Source organism: Massilia sp. 2TAF26, assembly GCF_052115005.1.
Taxonomy (GTDB): domain Bacteria; phylum Pseudomonadota; class Gammaproteobacteria; order Burkholderiales; family Burkholderiaceae_D; genus Telluria.
The window spans coordinates 268,709-287,493 of record NZ_JBFRFV010000005.1; the positions used below are offsets into that span (position 1 = coordinate 268,709).

Annotated in this window: 21 protein-coding genes; 7 read left to right on the forward strand and 14 right to left on the reverse strand. The window is 66.2% G+C overall.

Features of this window, described 5'->3' with window-relative positions; all coding sequences use genetic code 11:
- Positions 1–4: 4 nt before the first annotated feature.
- Entirely contained in the window at positions 5–679 is a 675-nt protein-coding gene (locus tag AB4Z32_RS07805) for a hypothetical protein (protein ID WP_442121266.1), read from the forward strand.
- The gene (locus AB4Z32_RS07810; RefSeq protein WP_442121267.1) at positions 676–2,910 is read left to right on the forward strand and encodes a hypothetical protein; all 2,235 of its coding nucleotides are present in this window, start codon (positions 676–678) and stop codon (positions 2,908–2,910) included. The genes AB4Z32_RS07805 and AB4Z32_RS07810 overlap by 4 nt, the downstream gene beginning before the upstream one ends.
- Here AB4Z32_RS07810 and AB4Z32_RS07815 read toward each other — a convergent pair.
- Entirely contained in the window at positions 2,889–3,797 is a 909-nt protein-coding gene (locus AB4Z32_RS07815) for a LysR substrate-binding domain-containing protein (RefSeq protein WP_442121268.1), read from the reverse strand. The two genes, AB4Z32_RS07810 and AB4Z32_RS07815, sit on opposite strands and share 22 nt — an antisense overlap.
- Positions 3,798–3,920: 123 nt before the next feature.
- Between AB4Z32_RS07815 and AB4Z32_RS07820 the strand changes: the two genes are divergently transcribed.
- From AB4Z32_RS07820 to AB4Z32_RS07830, 3 genes are all read left to right on the forward strand, one after another.
- On the forward strand, positions 3,921–4,688 hold the full coding sequence (locus tag AB4Z32_RS07820) for an SDR family NAD(P)-dependent oxidoreductase (RefSeq protein WP_442121269.1): 768 nt from the start codon (positions 3,921–3,923) through the stop codon (positions 4,686–4,688).
- A gap of 51 nt (positions 4,689–4,739) precedes the next feature.
- Entirely contained in the window at positions 4,740–5,309 is a 570-nt protein-coding gene (locus AB4Z32_RS07825) for a DUF1439 domain-containing protein (protein WP_442121270.1), read from the forward strand.
- 320 nt (positions 5,310–5,629) lie between these two features.
- Positions 5,630–5,848, forward strand: a complete 219-nt coding sequence (locus AB4Z32_RS07830) for a hypothetical protein (protein WP_442121271.1) — start codon at positions 5,630–5,632, stop codon at positions 5,846–5,848.
- Here AB4Z32_RS07830 and AB4Z32_RS07835 read toward each other — a convergent pair.
- On the reverse strand, positions 5,838–6,422 hold the full coding sequence (locus AB4Z32_RS07835) for an Hpt domain-containing protein (protein WP_442121272.1): 585 nt from the start codon (positions 6,420–6,422) through the stop codon (positions 5,838–5,840). The two genes, AB4Z32_RS07830 and AB4Z32_RS07835, sit on opposite strands and share 11 nt — an antisense overlap.
- Positions 6,423–6,431: 9 nt before the next feature.
- Positions 6,432–7,403, reverse strand: coding sequence for a CAP domain-containing protein (locus AB4Z32_RS07840; protein ID WP_442121273.1), 972 nt, complete (start codon positions 7,401–7,403; stop codon positions 6,432–6,434).
- A 149-nt stretch (positions 7,404–7,552) separates the two neighbouring features.
- On the opposite strand from AB4Z32_RS07840, the gene pssA reads away from it, so the two are divergent.
- On the forward strand, positions 7,553–8,332 hold the full coding sequence (pssA, locus tag AB4Z32_RS07845; RefSeq protein ID WP_442121274.1) for a CDP-diacylglycerol--serine O-phosphatidyltransferase: 780 nt from the start codon (positions 7,553–7,555) through the stop codon (positions 8,330–8,332).
- Between the two features lie 54 nt (positions 8,333–8,386).
- On the opposite strand, the gene AB4Z32_RS07850 is transcribed toward pssA, so the two are convergent.
- The 11 genes from AB4Z32_RS07850 to AB4Z32_RS07900 all read right to left on the reverse strand — a co-directional run bounded on the left by AB4Z32_RS07850 (position 8,387) and on the right by AB4Z32_RS07900 (position 18,360).
- Entirely contained in the window at positions 8,387–8,710 is a 324-nt protein-coding gene (locus AB4Z32_RS07850) for a metal-sensitive transcriptional regulator (RefSeq protein WP_442121275.1), read from the reverse strand.
- Positions 8,707–9,633 (reverse strand): aldo/keto reductase, encoded by a 927-nt coding sequence (locus tag AB4Z32_RS07855; protein ID WP_442121276.1) that lies wholly within the window; start codon positions 9,631–9,633, stop codon positions 8,707–8,709. Before AB4Z32_RS07855 ends, AB4Z32_RS07850 begins: the two co-directional genes overlap by 4 nt.
- A 138-nt stretch (positions 9,634–9,771) precedes the next feature.
- Complete coding sequence (locus AB4Z32_RS07860) at positions 9,772–10,920, reverse strand: D-alanyl-D-alanine carboxypeptidase family protein (protein ID WP_442121277.1); 1,149 nt, start codon at positions 10,918–10,920, stop codon at positions 9,772–9,774.
- A 96-nt stretch (positions 10,921–11,016) separates the two neighbouring features.
- The gene (locus AB4Z32_RS07865) at positions 11,017–11,658 is read right to left on the reverse strand and encodes an alpha/beta hydrolase (protein WP_442121278.1); all 642 of its coding nucleotides are present in this window, start codon (positions 11,656–11,658) and stop codon (positions 11,017–11,019) included.
- Positions 11,659–11,674: 16 nt separating this feature from the next.
- Complete coding sequence (locus AB4Z32_RS07870) at positions 11,675–12,001, reverse strand: (2Fe-2S) ferredoxin domain-containing protein (protein ID WP_435572599.1); 327 nt, start codon at positions 11,999–12,001, stop codon at positions 11,675–11,677.
- Positions 12,002–12,062: 61 nt separating this feature from the next.
- Entirely contained in the window at positions 12,063–13,190 is a 1,128-nt protein-coding gene (locus AB4Z32_RS07875; RefSeq protein ID WP_442121279.1) for a VanZ family protein, read from the reverse strand.
- Entirely contained in the window at positions 13,187–13,849 is a 663-nt protein-coding gene (locus AB4Z32_RS07880) for an ABC-type transport auxiliary lipoprotein family protein (RefSeq protein WP_442121280.1), read from the reverse strand. Before AB4Z32_RS07880 ends, AB4Z32_RS07875 begins: the two co-directional genes overlap by 4 nt.
- The gene (locus tag AB4Z32_RS07885; protein ID WP_442121281.1) at positions 13,846–14,793 is read right to left on the reverse strand and encodes an MlaD family protein; all 948 of its coding nucleotides are present in this window, start codon (positions 14,791–14,793) and stop codon (positions 13,846–13,848) included. The genes AB4Z32_RS07880 and AB4Z32_RS07885 overlap by 4 nt, the downstream gene beginning before the upstream one ends.
- Position 14,794: 1 nt before the next feature.
- Positions 14,795–15,640, reverse strand: a complete 846-nt coding sequence (locus AB4Z32_RS07890; RefSeq protein WP_442121282.1) for an ABC transporter ATP-binding protein — start codon at positions 15,638–15,640, stop codon at positions 14,795–14,797.
- Complete coding sequence (locus AB4Z32_RS07895) at positions 15,640–16,791, reverse strand: MlaE family ABC transporter permease (RefSeq protein ID WP_442121283.1); 1,152 nt, start codon at positions 16,789–16,791, stop codon at positions 15,640–15,642. The genes AB4Z32_RS07890 and AB4Z32_RS07895 overlap by 1 nt, the downstream gene beginning before the upstream one ends.
- Positions 16,792–16,860: 69 nt before the next feature.
- Positions 16,861–18,360, reverse strand: coding sequence for a DUF4080 domain-containing protein (locus tag AB4Z32_RS07900; protein ID WP_442121284.1), 1,500 nt, complete (start codon positions 18,358–18,360; stop codon positions 16,861–16,863).
- Here AB4Z32_RS07900 and AB4Z32_RS07905 point away from each other — a divergent pair.
- Positions 18,359–18,664: a hypothetical protein gene (locus AB4Z32_RS07905; RefSeq protein WP_442121285.1), complete on the forward strand. Its 306-nt coding sequence runs from the start codon at positions 18,359–18,361 to the stop codon at positions 18,662–18,664. The genes AB4Z32_RS07900 and AB4Z32_RS07905 overlap by 2 nt on opposite strands.
- Positions 18,665–18,785: the final 121 nt, after the last annotated feature.

Consider the following 18,785-nt stretch of genomic DNA (forward strand, 5'->3'; position numbering starts at 1 on the left):
TTCGATGCCGCCCCTGTCCGCCGACCTGCCGCCCGCACCCGGCGCGGATGCCGTCGCCTGGCTGTGGCGCGACGCGCCGGTGCCGGCCTGGTCGCGGCCGACCGTCGCCGTGGTCGACCGCCACATCTGGCTGGCCGGCGACAAGGTGCTGGTGCGTCCCGGCGCCCGGCCACGGCGGCTGACGGAGGACACCAGGGTCGTCCCGGTGGTGCACGTTGAGATCGATGCGCTGCGGCCGCCCGCCAGCCTGCAGCCGGCGCGCGCCGTTGTGATCGAGGCCATGCGCAAGGCGGCGCGCGCGACCACCTCTGGCTGGGTCCAGCTGGACCTCGAGGCCCGTCCTTCGCAGCGCGCCGACTATCGCGCCCTGGTGAACAGCATCCACGACTCCCTGCCGCATGGCGTACGCCTGAGCGTCACGGCGCTCGGCTGGTGGTGCCGCTCGCCGTCCTGGCTGGACGGGCTCAAGGCCGACGAGGTGGTGCCGATGTTCTTCCGAATGGGCCGCGACAATGCGGCGCTGCGCGATATCGTGGGGTCCCGGCCGCAGCTGCTGCATCCCCTCTGCCGCACGGGCAGTGCCGGCTTTTCGCGGCAGGAGCCGTTCGCGCCCGCGGTGGCGGCGCGCTACAGGCGCACTTACTGGTTCGATGAAAAAGGATGGAGAGATTCCGAATGAAGCGTTTTCCGAGGGCTGCCATGATCGCCGCCATGCTTGCCGCCGCATTATCGGTGACCGTGGATGCCGGCGCCAGCGGCGACTACGGTCCCAGCTACAGCATGTTCAAGGCCTACCGCGCGCCGGACATTCCGCTCGAGCGTTTCCAGGCAGGGGAGCTCGGCGTCCTGCAGCCGGGCATGCGCCGCGTCTACCTGTACACGGCGTGGCGCGCGATCTCGCTCGGGCCGAAGGTGGCCGCAGCGCCGGGCACCGCTGGCGGCCTGGCGCGCGCCGACGGTTCGGCCTTCGATCACGGCTGGGCCGATGCCACCGCGACCGAAATGGAAGACGCGAGAAAGTCGCCGCTGCAGGGACCCCTGGCCATTCTCGCGGAGATCCTGCAGGTCGCTGAAAACGATAGGGCGCTCTACAAATACGACGCCTGCCCGGCGGCCGCGAACGAGCAGGCCAGACTGACCTGGCGCATGCTGGCGGCACGCCCGGACGCGAACAAGGAAAGGCGCGCCGCCTGGGTGCGCGCCCAGTACCAGGTTGCCGAAGCCTGTGCCGAAGCGGAGGATGCGCGCTACCGTTATGGCAACCAGAAGCCGCCGCAGCTGGTGCTGCCGGCGCCGCTGCCGGAATCCGAGCCGGCATTCTGGCGCCAGCTGCGCGACTACCAGCGCGCCGCCTGGAACTTCTACCTGCAGCGTTATGCGGAGAGCACGGTGCAGTTCGAGCGCATCGGCGCCACGCGCGGCCATCCGATGCAGGGCCTGGGCCAATACCTGGCGCTGCGCTCGGACATCCGGCGCGCGCTGGCCGTCAAGGAACACGAACTGGCCCCGCGCGACAGGGAGGCGCGCGCGCTCGAGCAGCGCGGTGCAGTCATCCTGGCCGACGCCTCGCTCGCACCCATGCATGAACCCACCCGGGCGCTGCTGCGTTCGATGCGTGTGAACCTCACGCCCGAGATCCGCCTGGAAGAGCTGAACCGCTACCTGGACGATCCGGCAGCCGACCCGTTCGCGCTGGACCGGCTGGGCGACTGGACGATCCTGATGGATGGCGCCAGGCCGCAGGCGGGCAAGCAGTACGACTTCATCGACTGGATCGAGACCCTGCAAGGCTGCGACCGGCAGCGCAAGGAGCCTTCCTGCGCCACCCAGGCCACGCATGCGCTGCAGCGCTGGCAGCAGACCAGGGCGAATACCTGGCTGGTAGCGGCGATGATGCTGGCATCAAACATGCCGCCGGAGATGGAGCGTGCGGCGCTGGCGGTCGGCGTCGATGATCCGTCCGGGCTGACCCTGCGCTACCACCTGGCACGCCTGTACCGCCTGGCGGGCCGGCAGCAGGAAGCGCGCGCCGTGAGCGAGGCGGCCCTGCGGCGCACGCTGTCGCCGGGCACGCGCAACCTGTTCCGTGAGGAGCGCTTTGCCGTCGCCACTTCGGTGCCGGACGCCGCTGCCTGGCTGTTGCGCACCAACGTCGATTACCGCAAGGGCAATCCCGCGCAGAAGGAGGACATGATCAACGACGACGGCCTGCTGTGGTTCAAGGTCGGCCTGCCGGTGGCGGGCATGGTCGAGCTGGCGCGTGTCGACAGCTTGCCCAAGCCCCTGCGCGCCCGCGCCGCCGGCGCCGCATGGATCCGCGCTTCCCTGCTCGACAAGCCGGAGCAGGGTGCCGCTGCCGCTGCCGTGCTCGCGCAGCTGGTACCCGAACTGGAGGCGCCGGCACAGCGTTACAGCCGCGCAGGGTCGAGCGCTGAACGGCGCCATATTGCGCTGGTGGCGGCCCTGCGCTTCGGCCTGTCCGCGCAGCTGGACATGGCGCTCCAGCCGGTTGCGCGCATGAACGAGGACGAGGTCACTGCCTCCAACTGGTGCTACTTCCGCGGGACCGACTTTGCGCAAATCGGCGAGGACCGCTTCGCCTGGCGCCTGCCCGTCATGCCGGCCACCGGCAATGCCGATGCCGTGCGCGACGAGCTGGCCCGCCTGGCGCCGATGAAAACCGCCACCGGCACTGTCGGCGACGATGTGCTGGCCTGGCTGGACAGCCACCCGAAGGATCCGGAGCTGCCCTGGCTGCTGCACGTCGTGGTGATGTCCACGCGCGGCGGCTGCCTCGACCCGGGCGCATCGCAGCTGTCGCGCAAGGCCTTCAACCTGCTGCAAAAGCGCTATCCGGGCACGGAGTGGGCGCGGAAGACGCCTTATTACTACTCGCCCGAATCCAGATAGGGCGCCATCAGCTCCGCCACCCAGTCCATGAAGGCCACCGCCCGCGCCGGCACGTGGCGCCGGGTCGGATACACGAAAGCCAGCGGCATCGGTGCCGGCCGGTAGTCCGGCAGCACCTCGACCAGCCGGCCGGCGCTGAATTGCTCGCGCAGGCCGGCCTGCGGCACCTGGATGATCCCGAGCCCGGCCACGCAGGCGGCTTCGTAGGAGGCGGTGCCGTTCACCGTCAGCGCGCTGCCCACCGGCGCGTAATGCGTACGCTCGCCGTCGAACCATTCCCAGGCCGGGGCGCTGCCGCCCAGCTGGGCGTCGTAGTGGATCAGGCGATGCCGGGCCAGGTCTTCGAGACGCTGCGGGGTGCCGTACCGTTCCAGGTAGGCCGGGCTGGCGCAGTTGACCTGCCGGTAGCTGCCCAGCGGGCGCGCCACCAGGCTGGAATCGAGCAGGGTGCCGGCGCGCAGCACGCAATCGTAGCCTTCGCGGATCAGGTCGACGCGGCGGTCGGCGGTGCCGAGGTCGATCGTCAGCTGCGGATGCCGGGCCATGAATTCTTTCATGCGCGGCAGCACCAGCTTGGTGGCCATCATCACCGACATGTCGACCCGCAGGCGGCCGGTGAGCACATCGGCGCCGCCGCGGAACATGCCGCGCAGCGCCTCGACTTCGTTCAGCACTTCGCGGCTGCGCGCGTGGAAGGCTTCGCCCTCCTGCGTCATCTGGACCCGGCGCGTGGTCCGCTGCAGCAGGCGCGTGCCCAGCTGCTGCTCGAGCTGGCGCACGGCCGCGGACACCGTCGCATTCGGCAGGCCGAGCTGGCGGGCGGCGCCGCTGAAGCTCTCGAGTTCCGCCACCTTCAGGAAGACCTGGATCGTATCGAGTTCGTTCATGCATCCATGATTCTTCGTAAATCTTGCAAAGTCAATTCGGATTTCGTGCGTTTATTACAGTATGGACGAAGAATACACTGGACTCCTCTCACGAAACCACGAAACGAAGCAAAGGAGCCCGACATGACTATCCAGAACACCTCCCGTATCGCCATCATCACCGGCGGCAGCCGTGGCCTCGGCCGCAGCATGGCCCTGCACCTGGCGCGCGACGGCGTCGACATCATCCTGACCTACCAGCAGAACGAAGCGGCCGCGCAGGACGCCGTGGCGGCGATCGAGGCGCTGGGCCGCAAGGCGGCCGCCCTGAAGCTGGACGTGGCGGACAGCGGCGCCTTCCCGGGCTTCGCCGGCCAGGTGGACGCGGTGCTGGCCGGCTGGGGCCGCGAGCGCTTCGACATCCTCATCAACAATGCCGGCAGCGGCCTGCACGTGCCGCTGATGGAACTGACGGAGGCGCAGTTCGACGGCATGATCGCGGTCCACCTGAAATCGGCCGTGTTCCTGACCCAGGCCCTGGCGCCGCGCCTGAACGACGGCGGCCGCATCCTGAACATCTCCAGCGGCCTGACCCGCTTCACCTTGGCCGGCGCCGGCGCCTATGCCGCGGCCAAGGGCGGCGTCGAGGTCCTGACCCGCTACCTGGCGCGCGAGCTGGCCGGACGCGGCATCTCGGTGAACACGCTGGCGCCGGGCGCCATCGCCACCGATTTCGGCGGCGGCCGGGTGCGCGACGATGCGAACATGAACGCCTGGGTGGCTTCGCAGACGGCGCTGGGCCGCGCCGGCCTGGCCGACGATATCGGCGGCGCCGCCGCCAGCCTGCTGGCCGGGGGCAGCGCCTGGATCACCGGCCAGCGCATCGAAGCGTCGGGCGGAATGGGGCTGTAAGCCGAATATGCTACGCTTCGCCCATCTGAACAGTTGAAGGGCGAGGCGGGCATGGAAAAGGGGATCACGCGGCGGCGTTTCGGTTTGACGGTGGCGGCACTGGCGGCAGGCGGGATGCTGGCTTCCTGCGCCGGCCTCGCCGGACCGCGCCGCGTCGAGATCCCGCAGGCGAAGCTGCAGGCCGGCCTGGAGCGGCGCTTCCCGCTGCGTAACCGCCTGCTCCAACTATTCGACGTCCAGCTCACCCATCCGCGGCTGGACATCCTGCCCGACAGCGACCGTGTGGCGCTGACCCTGGACCTGTCGGTATCGCCGCCTTTCCTGCGCCAGTCATGGGCCGGCATCATGACCCTGTCCGGCCACCTCTACGTGGATGCCGCGCGCAGCGGCGTGTTCATGGCCGACGCCCACGTCGACCGCTTCGACGTCCAGGGCATGGACAGCGTCCGCGCCAACGATCTCGGACGCGCCGCCGATGTGCTCATGAACCAGCTGGTGCGTGACGTCGCCATCTACAGCTTCCGCACGGAAGACCTGCGCTATGCCGGCGTCCAGTTCGTGCCGACCCGCCTCGATACCATCCCCGGCGCGCTGGTCGTGACCGTCGAACCGGTGCGCTGACTTACCCCGTCGCAAATCCGAGACGCGGGCCGCGCACGATTGAAAGGCTCCGTGCGCCTGTTGCCAATACTGCTATTATTTCTCGCAGCTAGAAGTCCGGCATCGTTCGCTTCGATGAATCGGGGAGTGCCGTAACTGTTGCGACATCAAGACTGTCGTCAGCACGCCATTGCGGAGGTAGCGCAATCGGCGCACACTGGAACGGCTTCGGGTGCGCATCAGCATGCAATGGACAAGCCGCGCTTGCGCTTTCTCATGCACACGGTGTTCCACTAAAGTAATCTTTGCGATACTGAATTGCTGCCGGTAAGGGGGTGACCTTGGGAACGATACAGGAAGGTTTTCCGGAGAAGAGCCTGGCCGTCGAGCCGCTCGTCGCCGCATCGATCGACACCGGCGCAGCGCCGGTGCCGGCGCGTCTCAGCCTGCCGCCGAAAGGCTCGTGCTGGTACTGCGAAAAACCTTTGGACAGCGTGCGCCGCTTCTGCGGAAAATCCTGTTCCGACTCCTTCGACGAAGAAGCCGAATTCACGCGCTGAGCCTGGCCAGCGCGCCTTCGAAGTCGAACACCTCGATCGCTGCCGCGACCCGGCGGTAGCGATCCTCTCCTAATTCCCTCGTCAAGCTTGCCGCGGCCTCCCGCACCAGGTCGATCGCGTCGCCGTTGCCGTCTTCGAGCAGGGCGCGCAACGTCGCCGCGGCCTCGCCGCTTTTCTCTCCCGGCAGCGCGTCCTGCAGCGCGGCCGGCCCGGACGGGGCGCCTTCCAGCGCATCCAGTTCGCGCATCACCTCATCGAGCGCGAGCACCAGCCGCGCCAGGGGCAGGGCGGGATCGGCGCCCTGGCGCAGCGCCTGCTCCAGCGCCTGCGCTTGCGCCTGCAGGGGCAGCGCTTCGATCATCCCGGCTGCGCCCTTGAGCGTGTGGGCCAGGCGTTGCGCCAGCTGCACGTTGCCGGCTTCGATGGCGCCACGGATGACGACCGTCATATTCCGGTACTCCTTGCGGAAGCGCGCCAGCACGCGCGCGAACAGGGCGGCGTCGCCCATCAGGCGGGCGACGCCGTTCACGTGGTGGATGGCGGGAGAGGAGGGATAGTGATCCGGCAGCGTCATGTCCGCCGCTTACTTGGTCGTGAACGACCAGGTCTTGCTGACCGCCGTGCCGCTCAAGGTGCCGCTGAAGCTGACGTCATAGGTCGTGCCGGCAGTCAGCGGAGACAGCGGAATGATGGCCGCCACCGAGGACATGGTGGTGTTCGCGTCCTGGCCCTTCACCAGCAGGCGGGTGCTCAGGTTGGCGCCGCCGCGCGGACGCACCGTGAAGCTCTGCACGGCGATGGTCTCGGTCAGGTTCGCATGCACGCTGATCGGGTAGCCGACCTCATTGACGTCGGGGACCGGGTCCGGCTCCTCGTAGTCGCTCAGGAAGTTGCGCTGCACCCCGGTCTGGCCGTCGAAGGGCCAGGTGACGATGGTATGGCTGGGCAGGCCCGGGCTGTAGCCGCCGGTGGCCCCGAGGTTGGTGGTGAAATAGATATAGTTGTTCGACGCCGTGGCCGAGCCGCTGCCCATGTCCTTGAACAGGGGTTCGAACATCACGAAGCGGTGGTAGATCGCCGTGACCAGTTCCTCGGCCAGGTAGAAGCCGGTGTTGTTGGTGGTGGCGGCGATGATCTCGCCGGTGGCGTAGCTGCGTACCAGCTTGTAGCCGGCGGCCTGCACGCGGTCTTCCACCGTGGCGCCGGTGAAGCCGGCCTTGTTGGACTCCTCGGTGTGGGTCACCGCATTGTTGATGCGCTGGTAGTCCGAGTGGGCCTGGGCCGCCCGGTCCAGCATGTTGTTACGCGCCAGCGCACCGACGCCCGCCTGCGTGCGCCGGTAGTTGATCCAGTTGAAGCCATCGGTCGCCACGTTGTTCGTCAGGATCGGCGCCGAGGCGTCCTGTCCCGAAAACCCGGTCGACGTGCCGCCCGACGAGCCGTTTGCGCCGTTCGCGCCGCCGTTGCCCGAGCCGCCGCCGCCGCAGGCGGCCAGCGCCAGGGTGGTCATGAAAGCGGCGACGATGCTCTTCGCAGAATGCGGTTTGATCATCATGTAAGACTCCCAACTTCCGGCGATACCGGCTAAAAAGAACTGCCATTCTAGGCTAATTCGTGGATTCATGACGATGCGGCGCGATAAATCCGGTTCGCACGTAAGTCCATGTAAAATAAGCCATTCTTTCCATTTGTCGAGCTGATAATTTGAAGCCTAGCCGCCAGCAGCGCCTCGCCCGCGCCAAGTTTGCCCTACCCAGTTTCGTGACCCTGCTGTCGATCGCCTGCGGCTTCGGCAGCATCGTCATCTCGGTCGACAATGCCCCGGTGGGCAACCCGTCCGACTACCGCCTGGCGGCCATCCTGCTGGTGCTGGCCGGCGTCTTCGATGCCCTCGACGGCTTCGTGGCGCGCGCCACCAATACCCAGTCGGACTTCGGCGTGCAGCTCGACTCGATCGCCGACGTGATGAACTTCGGCTGCGCCCCCGGCCTGCTGCTGTACTGCTACGGCTTCGCGCAGATGAGCGCCGCCCATCCGACCCTGGTGCGCATGGGCGGCCTGGCCTGCTTCGTGTTCGTCGCCTGCGGCGCGCTGCGCCTGGCGCGCTTCAATGTCATGGTGGGCAGGACCGATCCGCGTTACTTCGTCGGCATGCCGATCACCGCCGGCGCGGCCTGCGTGGCCGCGGTGGTGGTGGCCTGGCCGGAACCGGCGGCCGGCATGGCGCAGGCCTTCCTGGTGATGCTGCTGATGGTGGCGGTCGGCGCGCTGATGGTGTCGACGATCCGATTCCCCAGCTCCAAGCAGCCGAAATCGAAGGCGATGTTCGTCGCGCTGGGCGTGTGCGTGCTGTTGCTGGTGCTGCTGCAGACGCGCTTCTTCGCGCTGTTCTTCGTGCTGTATATCAGTGCGGCGCTGCTGCTGAACATCGCGTGGCAGGGGGGATGGCGCGGCATTTCGCCGCCAAAGGTTTACGAGGATTGACGCTCGCGTGGGCACGTAAATCAATCCACTGGACTGATTTACCCCACCCTAGGTTCAAGCAAATTTATCGAACAGCGCTGCCAAATGAGCGGCGCTTCGTTTTGCATCCTCCAGATCCGCCGCGTTGCCGGTCTGGTTGACGATGCTGGCCGTGAGCAGCTGCACAAAAGAGCGGTCGAGCGCCTTGCGTGCCGCCGCCATCTGCTGGGCCACGGCATCGCAGTCGGACGGCGCATCGGCCAGCGCCACCAGCTTCTGGATGCCGCGCAGCTGGCCCTCGACCCGCGCCAGGCGGTTCAATAAATCCTTCTTCTGCTGCGCGCCGAGGGCGCGGCCCTCGACGATCTTCAGCGGCTCGGCCATGGCGGCGTGCTTCATGCGACTTCGTGGCCGCGCGCCGCGCGCAGGATCGCGAACCAGTCGGTGCGCGACAGTTTGAAGCTCGTACCGGCCACCGCCACCGCAATCGCCTCGATGCGGCCGCTGCCGGTCAGCGGAACCGGATTCGACGGCAGCTGCATGATCCAGGCGAAGATCACGCTGGCGAAGGGCTGGTGCAGGCGGTCGGCGATTTCCTTGACCACCAGGCGCAGGTTCTCGGCATTCGCCTCGTTCGAGGTGAACAGGCGGCCGCCGGCCAGCGGCGACCAGATCATCGGGTTGACGCCCAGGTCCTGCAGGCCGTCGAAGGTCTCGTCGAACATCGGCGCCACGTGCAGTGGCGAGAACTCGACCTGGTTGGTGGCCAGTTCGACGCGGCGGTTCAGCACCTCGAACTGGTGGCGGCTGAAGTTCGACACGCCCACGTGCAGCACCTTGCCGGCCTGCTTCAGGCGGGTGAAGGCGTCGGCGATCTCGTCGAAGTCCATCAGCGGATCCGGACGGTGGATCAGCAGCAGGTCGAGGCGGTCGGTATGCAGCTGGCGCAGCGATTCCTCGGCGGAGGCCACGATGTGGGCGGCGCTGGTGTCGTAATGCTGGATCCTGTGTTCGGGGCGCTTGTTGGACAGCAGCTTGATGCCGCATTTACTCACCAGCTGGATCCGGTCGCGCAGCGAGGGCTGGGCGCGCAGGGCTTCGCCGAACAGGCCTTCGACGCCGTAGTTGCCGTAGATGTCGGCATGGTCGAACGAGGTCACGCCCATCGCGATGCACTGTTCGATCAGCGCGATGCGCTGCTCGACCGTCATGTTCCACTCGATCATGCGCCACATGCCGGCGACGATGCGGGACAGTTCGAGTCCGTTCGCGCGGGTGGCGATGCGGGGGCAGTGCAGGTCGCGGGGGAGGGCGTGGGTCATTGTGGGTATTCCTTTGAGCGGTTCGGCAAATTATAGCTGGCCCGTAAACGTAGCGTGGGCACCCTGTGCCACGCGGAAGCCAGCATGTCGCTAACCTCACGCGTGGACACGGAGTGCCCACCCTGCGTCATGCCTGGATTATTTCATCCACAGACGCATCGAGTCCCAGGCACGCCCGAAGATCGAGGCTTCCGACACCTCTTCCAGCGACACCACCGGCAGCGCCAGCAGCGGTTTACCGTCGACCATCATCTTGAGGGTGCCGACGCGGCCGTTCAGGGCCAGCGGGGCGACCAGCGGATCCTTGCGCTCCAGGACCGGCTTCATCTTCTGCGCGACGCCCTTCGGCACGGTCACCAGCACGTCGTTGGGGAAGCCGATCTTCACGGTCGACTTCGAGCCCTTCCACACTTCCGGGGTGGCGATCGCCTGGCCCTTGGTGTACAGCTTGACGGTGTCGAAGTTCTGGAAGCCCCAGTTCAGCAGCTTCTGGCTTTCGGCGGTGCGGTTGCCGTCGGAGGTGGCGCCGGACAGCACCGAGATCAGGCGGCGCTCGCCGGCCGTACCGTTCGGGCGGTGGGCCGAAGCGATCATCGAGAAGCCCGAGGCTTCGGTATGGCCGGTCTTCATGCCGTCCACGGTCGGGTCGAGCCACAGCAGGCGGTTGCGGTTCTGCTGCTTGATCTTGTTATAAGTGAATTCCTTGACCGAGTCGATCTTGTAGAACTCGGGGAAGTCCTTGATCACGTGCGAGGCCAGGATCGACAGGTCGCGCGCGGTCGAGTAGTTGTCCGGGCTGGGCAGGCCGTGCGGATTGGCGAACTTCGTGTTCTTCATGCCCATGCGCTGGGCCTGTTCGTTCATCAGGTGCGCGAAGGTGCCTTCGTCGCCGGCCACGGCTTCGGCCAGCGCCACCGCCGCGTCGTTACCCGACTGGACCATCAGGCCGTACAGCAGGTCGTTGATCGAGACCGGGGTGGCGGGGTCGATGAACATCTTCGAGCTGCTGCCGTCGACCTTCCAGGCGCGTACCGACACATTGACCTTCTGGTCCAGCGTGATCTTCTTGTCACGCAGGGCGCCGAAGACGACGTAGGCGGTCATGACCTTGGTGAGCGAAGCCGGCTCGATGCGCATGTCCGCATCCTGCGAAGCGATGATCTGGCCGCTGGTGACATCCAGCAGGGTCCACGAACGGGCGGCGATTTGTGGGGCCGGCACTTGCTGCGCATTGGCGGCCGACATCAGGAGGGCACTGGCGGCGAGGGCCGCGATTAACTTTTTCATGGGAGCAAACGAGGTGATCAGTGGATGGTGATGCATAGGCAATGCTCAAGAGCATTGCCTAAAACAAAGACGGACCATTATAGGCCAGTGATCGCTTCAAATGTCACGTCGCCACAATTGCGCGACAAGATTTTTAATATGAACGAGCTTGCGGTGGAAGAAATGGTCGGCGCCCGGAATCACGGTGACGGGGATGTCGAGCGGGCGCGCCCAGTCGAACACCTGCTGCAATGTGATCGTATCGTCAAGTTCGCCGTGGATCAGGATGGTGTCCGCCGGGACCGGCGGCATCGGCCATTTGCCGGCCGCGGTCCCCACCAGCACCAGGCGCTCGGCCGGGCGGCCTTGCGCTTCCAGGCGCTGCTGCAGCTGGGCCTGCACGAAGGTGCCGAAGGAGAAGCCGGTCAGCGCCACCGGCAGGCCGGGGTACTGTTCCGTCATGTGCTCGTACATGACCTGCATGTCGTCGACTTCGCCGCGGCCGTCGTCATACGTGCCTTCGGATTCGCCGACGCCGCGGAAGTTGAAGCGGGCCGTCACGTAGCCAAGGCCGACGAAGGCGCGCGCCAGCGTCTGCGCGACCTTGTTCTCCATCGTGCCGCCGTACAGCGGGTGCGGGTGGGCCACCAGGGCGATGCCGCGGGGTGCGCTTCCCGGCGCACCTTCCGGCTCGTCCAGCAGGCACTCCATCTTGCCGGCGTGGCCGGTCAGGTAAAACTTTTGCGAATGCTTGTTCATTGCTTGCTAAGGCAGATCAGATTTTCAGGCGCTCGACCACTTCACCCTTGATCAGGTGGCGGTCGATGATCTCGTCGATGTCCGAGGTATCGACATAGGTATACCAGGTGCCCTGCGGGTAGACCACCACGACGGGGCCTTCCTCGCAGCGGTCCAGGCAGCCGGACTGGTTGATGCGCACCTTGCCCTGGCCGTTCAGGCCGAGTTCCTTGATGCGCTTCTTGGCATGCTTCTGGGCGGTTTCGGCGCCGTGCTTGCCGCAACTGGGGCGGCAGCCTTCGCCTTCGCGCACGTTCATGCAGAAGAAGACGTGGTGTTCGTAAAAGGGTTTGTCGTCGCTCATGTCGTTCTCGAATGGGTCCGGATGGGGCTATAGCTGCCCGCTATGATACGCCCTTCTCCCGTCAGGAGCGGTTCAGGCGGTGCGAAGGCAGCAGCAGGAACCACAGGGCGATGAAGGGCCAGGCCATGCCCAGGAACTGGGCGGCGCCGTTAAAGTTCAGGAATTTACCCTGCTGCCAGGCCTGCAGGGTGGCGACGAAATAAGGATTCGCCGGGATCGTGTTCACCACGATCAGCGACAGCACCAGGGTTACCACGGCCAGGCGGCGCTGCGCCACCGGGGGCGCGAAGGCCAGGCCGGCCAGCATGATCAGGCCGATCAAAAAGCCGCCCTGGGCGCCGGGCGTGATCCAGGTGAGGGCGTTATCCGGCGAGAAGAACAGCGAACTGGCCAGGGTCTTAACCACGATGCCGGTGAAGACCAGCGCCAGCATCAGCCACAGCCTGGGCGCGCCGCTCCGGGCCAGGCACAGCAGGGTCAGGGCGGCGCCGCTCATGCCGCAGGCCGTGATCACGATCTCCGACAGCCAGTACTGTTCGACCGTCATGCCGGCGCCGCCGCGGATCATGCTCACCAGGTCGATGTCGGCATCGAGCCAGTCGGACAGCCATTCCGACAGCAGCGGCAGGATCTGGCCATTGCCGAACAGGTAACCCTGGGGATAGACCTGGGCCAGCGGCCACAGCGCGACCAGCACCAGGCCCTGGCTGGCGTAGGCGGCAAACCAGCGCTGGCGCAGGCGCTGCAGGCGGCCATGGTCGAGCAGCAGCGGGGCGAAGAACAGCCCGAGCACCGCGCCGGCCAGGCAGCCGGCCGAATTCGTCAGCAGGTCGAGGTTCGACGGCACCCGGCTGGGCAGGTAGTTCTGCACCGTCTCCATGGTGCCGGACACCAGGATGCCGGTCAGGCCCGCCACCGCCACCGCCCACACGCCGCGCACCAGCGGATGCAGGGACAGCACCAGCAGCACACCGAGCGGCATGTAGCCGACGATGTTGACCATGACGTCGAAGCCGGTCCAGTAGCGCTGCGGCTGCAGGTTCAGGAAGGTGAACGGCGACAGGCCGCTGCTGCGCCAACCGGAAAACGGAAACCAGCTCGCGTAGACGATCAGCAGCAGGTAGGCCAGCAGCGCGGCGCGTGCAACCGGCGATGCGCGCGGCCTGCCCTGGTCTTGCGTCCCGGTCATCGGCGATTCAGGTTCAGGTTCAGCGTACCCAGCCAGGCCACGATGTCGACCGCGATGGCATCCGTGCTGGCAGCCAGTGCGCGCGCGCCGCCGGCGGCATCCGCAGTGCCTGCGGGGGTGGTGCGCGCAAAGCTGCGCTGGTCGACCAGCACGTGGCCCTGGAATACCGAGGCGCGCAGCGCGACCTGGCCTTCGCTCTGCGCCGCGCCACTGAAGTTGTGGATGAATTCGTCGACGTCGATACGCAGGATCGGAACCCCGTTCGAGGCGTCGGTTTCGGACAGCACCTTGGCGCCCGCCTGCGCGATCCGGGTCTTCATCCGCTGGGTCATCATCTGCAGCGGGTTCGCGGTCCAGCGGCTGTTCGCATAACTGCGCGCCTGCAGGGCATCGGCATAGCTGAGGCGGTAGAACATGCGCTCGTTCTCGAGGGCGCTCGAGCCGGTAATGTCGGTGACGACGATCGCGCCGATCGGCGCCGCAGCCTGCGCCTGTGCCTGGGAAGCGGACTGCATGGCCGGGCCGAAGTCGAACTGGGTGGTCGGCTCGCCCTTCTGCGAGGCGCAGCCGGCGAGCAGCAGCGCGGCGGCGGCCAGGGCGATGAGACGGTGCTTGAGTAGGGTTGCACTGAGCAGGGTCACGGTTTCCTCATGGGTCATTTGGTCGGTGGGACGAAGCCGGGTTCGCCGGGGCCTGGCTGGGCCCTGGGCGCGCCGAACAGGATGCTCTGCGGACGGTCGCCGATATTCGTCACCGTGCGGCGGACGGCGCGCAGCGAGATGCGGGCCTCGTCGGTCATCTCGACCAGGTGCGGCAGGGTGCGCATCTCGAGGTCGGAGGTCACGCCTTCGAGCGAGGCGATGGCGCCGGCGGCGCGGTCGATCGGGCCGCCCGGGGCCTGCAGGTTGGTGGCCAGGCGGTCGTAGTTGCGCACCGCGCTGTTGGCGCTGGTGGACAGCTCGTTCACCGAAGTCATGGTGCGATCGAGCTTGGCGGTCAGTTCCGGCATGCGCGCCAGCGTCGGCTGCAGCTGTTTCGGGATCTCGCCGTAGGCTTGCGCCGCCTTGCTGATGTTGTCGACGGCGCCGGTGATCTTGTCGGCGTTCTCCTGGCTCAGGATGCTGTTCAGGCTGTTCGTGATCTGCTCGGTCTTCTCGAGGATGGACAGGCCGCGCTTTTCCAGCTGGTCCAGCAGGCCGGGACGCAGCGGGATGCGCGCCACATGGCCCTTGTCGCTTTGCAGCAGGGGCGAGCCGGTGCGGTCGTCGTCGAGCTGGATGAAGGCGATCCCGGTCACACCTTGGTAGCCGAGCGAGGCGAAGGTGGTGGTGGTGACCGGCGCGCCGTCGGCGATCGACAGCCTGATCAGGATCTGGCCGGTCACGCGCGGGTCGAACACGATGTCGTCGACGCGCCCGACCTCGAGGCCGCGGTAGCGCACCGCGGCCTGCGGGTTCAGGCCCGGAATGGTCTGGGTGGTGACGATCTCGTAGGGATGCATCTGGGTGCGGTCGCGGTTCAGCCACAGGCCGACCAGGATGGCCGCCACCAGCAGCGCGACCGTGAAGAAGCCCGTCATCAGGGCATACGATCTGTTTTCCATGTCAGTCTTCCGTTTCCTTTCCGGCGTAGCGCTCTTCCAGCACTTCCAGCGCCCGCTGGCCGCGCGGGCCGAGGAAAAATTGTTTGATGAAGGGATGCTTCACGCGCAGCACGTCGCATGCGGGGCCGACCGCCAGCACGTGCTTCTCGGCCAGCACCGCGATGCGCGAGGACAGCGCGAACAGGGTATCGAGGTCGTGGGTGACCATCACCACGGTCAGGTGCAGCTCGTTGTGCAGGGTCTGGATCAGCTCGACGAAGGTGTCCGAGAGGTCGGGATCCAGGCCGGCGGTGGGCTCGTCCAGGAACAGCAGCTGGGGCTCGAGCGCCAGCGCGCGCGCCAGCGCGGCGCGCTTGATCATCCCGCCCGACAGGTCGGACGGCATCTTGTTGGCGTCGCCCGGGCCCAAGCCCACCATGTTCATTTTCAGCAGCACGGCATCGCGGATCACGTCCTCGGGCAGGGCGCGCAGCTCGCGCAGCGGCAGGGCGATGTTGTCGAACACCGTCAGCGCCGAATACAGGGCGCCCTGCTGGAACAGCATGCCCCAGTGGTTGCGCATACGCTGCAGCTGTTCCGGACTGGCGCTGCTGACGTCCTCGCCGAACACCGTCACCGTGCCGCTCGACGGGTGTTCCAGACCCAGCATCTGGCGCAGCAGCACGGTCTTGCCGGTGCCCGAGCCGCCGACGATGGACAGGATCTCGCCCGCGTAAATATCGAGGCTCAGGTCCTGGTGCACCACGGTGCGGCCGAAGCGGGTCCAGAGGTTGCGGATCTGGACCACCGGCGGTCCGACTTTTTCGTCGGGCTTGAGATTCAGGGTCTGGGTTTGGGTCTTGTCCATCAGCTGAACCCCACGCCGGAAAAGACGATCGCGAACACGGCGTTGGCCATGATGACGACGGTGATCGCGGTGACCACCGAGGTCGTGGTCAGGCGCCCCAGGCTTTCGGTGTTCGGCTTGATGCGCAGGCCGAAGTGGCAGGCGGTCAGGGCGATCAGCATGCCGAACACGATGCCCTTACCGAGGCCGATCATGTAGTTCACTATCGGCACCGCCGACGGCAGCTTCTGGATGAAGTAGCGCAGCGACAGGCTCAGTTCGACCTTGGCCGCCAGCATGCCGCCCAGCAGGGCCATGGAGTCGGTCCAGACCACCAGCAGCGGCATCGCGATCGCCAGTGCGATCACCTTCGGCATGATCAGGCGGTAGCCGTGCGAGATGCCCATCACCAGCATGGCGTCGAGTTCCTCGGTCACCCGCATCACGCCCAGCTGGGCCGTGATCGAGGAGCCTGAGCGGCCGGCGACCAGGATCGCCGCCAGCAGCGGCCCGAGTTCGCGGATGATCGCCATGCCGAGGATGTTGACCAGGTAGATGTCACCGCCGAACATGCGCAGCTGCTGCGCCGACAGGTAGGACAGCACGATCCCGATCAGGAAGCCCACCAGGGCGGTGATGCCCAGGGCCTGGAAGCCGGAATGGTAGATGTTGGCCGAGATTTCCTTCCACGGCCCCGTGCCTGGATTGCGGATGAAGCGGCCGACGTCCTGCACCACCTGGCCGATCAGGATCACCACCGCCTTCATGTGCTCGAAGAAGGACAGCACGCCCGAACCCAGCCTGATCACCCAGTTGAAGGGACTGGTGCGCACCCGCGGCAGCTCGATGCCGCTGGCCTGCTCGAGGCGCGCGAACAGTTCTTCCTGCTTCGGGTCGAGCGTCAGGTGGCTGGGACGCTTCTTGCCCCAGGCGCTCCAGAACATCTGGGCGCCGATGTGGTCGAGGCTCGTCACTTCCGACAGGTCCCAGGCCAGCGAGGGTTTGCCGGCCAGTCCGGCCAGGGTCTTGTTGATGCTCTTGATGGCGCCGCGCCTGGCCAGCGCGTGGACCTGCCATACGCCGCGCGCCACCACGGACTGCTCCGTCCCAGCGGGCCTCTGCTCCGGGCTGGGATGTTCGATAGTTAATGTTGGCGCATTTTCAATCTGCATTACGGCAGTGTAAAAGAGAATCGCAGGAGGTGCCACACGCGCGGCGGTAACGTGCCTGTGCCGGCGTCCTCAGGCGGCCAGGTGGCGGACCTGGCGTTCGGGCGCGGCGGCGGCTGCTTTTTGCTTGTGCGCGGACTGGCCGGCCGGCTTGTCGACATTGCCGGCGTAGTCGCTGGCCAGCAGCGCCTTCGCCGCATCCTCGCTCATGCCCTTCAGTTGCAGCCATTCCTGCACCAGCTTCGCCAGGCGGTCGAGGGCGATGCGGTGGGTGGCGTCGGTCCGGGTGTACATCCAGTCGGAGAAGGCCATGAAGTTCGCAAAGGGCGTCTCGCCCAGCAGCGCTTTGACGGTATGCGCGAAGCGGCCGGAGTTGGCGACCAGGTCCCAATAGCGGGCAAAGCGCACCAGGCGCTGCATTGTCGGGAAGTCGATGCGGTCGGTGGCCAGTACGGTATAGGGCGGGTAGGGATCGAACACCATCCCGTAAGGCTCGGTGTGGCGGATGATCGGCGTGCCGCGCAGGCGCTTCAGGATGCCGAACTGGATCTCGTGCGGGCCGAGCGATACCAGGTGGTCGAAGCCGCGCGCGAAGCTGTCGACGCCCTCGCCCGGTAGGCCGGCGATCAGGTCGACGTGCAGGTGGGCGTGCGAGTGTTCGTGCAGCCAGCGGATGTTGTCCGCGGCCTTGGCATTGTCCTGGCGCCGGCTCACCAGCGCCTGCACCTCGGGATTGAAGCTCTGGATGCCGATCTCGAACTGCAGGGCGCCCGGCGGGAATTGTGCGATGGTCGTCTTCAGCGCTTCCGGCAGGTGGTCGGGGACCAGCTCGAAGTGGGCATAGACCGGATCGTTTGGCGCGGCAGCGATCTTGTCGAGGAAGAACTGCATGATGCGCTGGCTGGTCTTGACGTTCAGGTTGAAGGTGCGGTCGACGAACTTGAACAGCCGGGCGCCGCGTTGGTAAAGACCTTCCATCTCGGCCAGGAAGCCGTCGATGCCGAAGGGCCAGGCGGTCTTGTCCAGAGACGAGAGACAAAACTCGCACTTGAAAGGGCAGCCGCGCGAGGCTTCCACGTAGATGGTGCGGTGGGCGATGTCCTCGTCGCTATATAAAGAGTAGGGCAGGGCGATGTCGGCCATCGGCGGCTGGACGCCGGCATGGACTTTCATGATCGGCTTCGGGCCGTGCAGGATCTCGCCGCACAGCTTGGGGAAGCTGACATCGCCCCAGCCGGTGACAGTGTAGTCGGCCAGGCGGACGATCTCCTGCTTGTCCGTTTCGTAGGAGACCTCGGGACCGCCCAGCACGACCGTCACCTCGGGGGCGACGCGCTTGAGCATGGCGACGACCCTGGTCGTCTCCTCGACGTTCCATATATAGACGCCGAAGCCGACGATGCGCGGCTTCCTGGCCAGCAGGCGTTCGACCACTTCGGTGGTCTTGGCGCCGATGACGAATTCCATCAGCGCAGTCTGCTCCTGCAGCTCTCCCATATTGGCCAGCAGGTAGCGCAGGCCCAGCGAAGCGTGGGCATAGCGGGCGTTGAGGGTGGAGAGCAGGATGGTCATGGCGGTGCGGATCGGAAATCGGGACGGCAAAGCGTGCATTGTACCGGTCCGGCGCGCGTCTGCAGTGTGGCGCTGCATGTGCGGGCCTTGCGGGGCTGCCGGGGCTTTGCTATCATTCGGTCCCTCGTTGAATACGACCGCCGATTCAAGTTTTTACGGCAGTTTCACCGAGGTGTGTCCGAAAGGCACGAAGCAAAAAGAAGTTGACGAACACTGCGAAACACTGCATAATCTCGCTTCTCTGCTGCTGACGAACAAAACGATTCGCCGGATGCGGCAAGGCAGTACCGAATACGATCTTTAACAATCAACAGTCGATAAGTGTGGGCGTTTGATGAAGTGCCAGCATCCTTCGGGGTGCTGAATGCTTAAATTATCAAATGTTCACAAAAAGTATAACGTTGCTCAGCAATGAGTAACGGTCA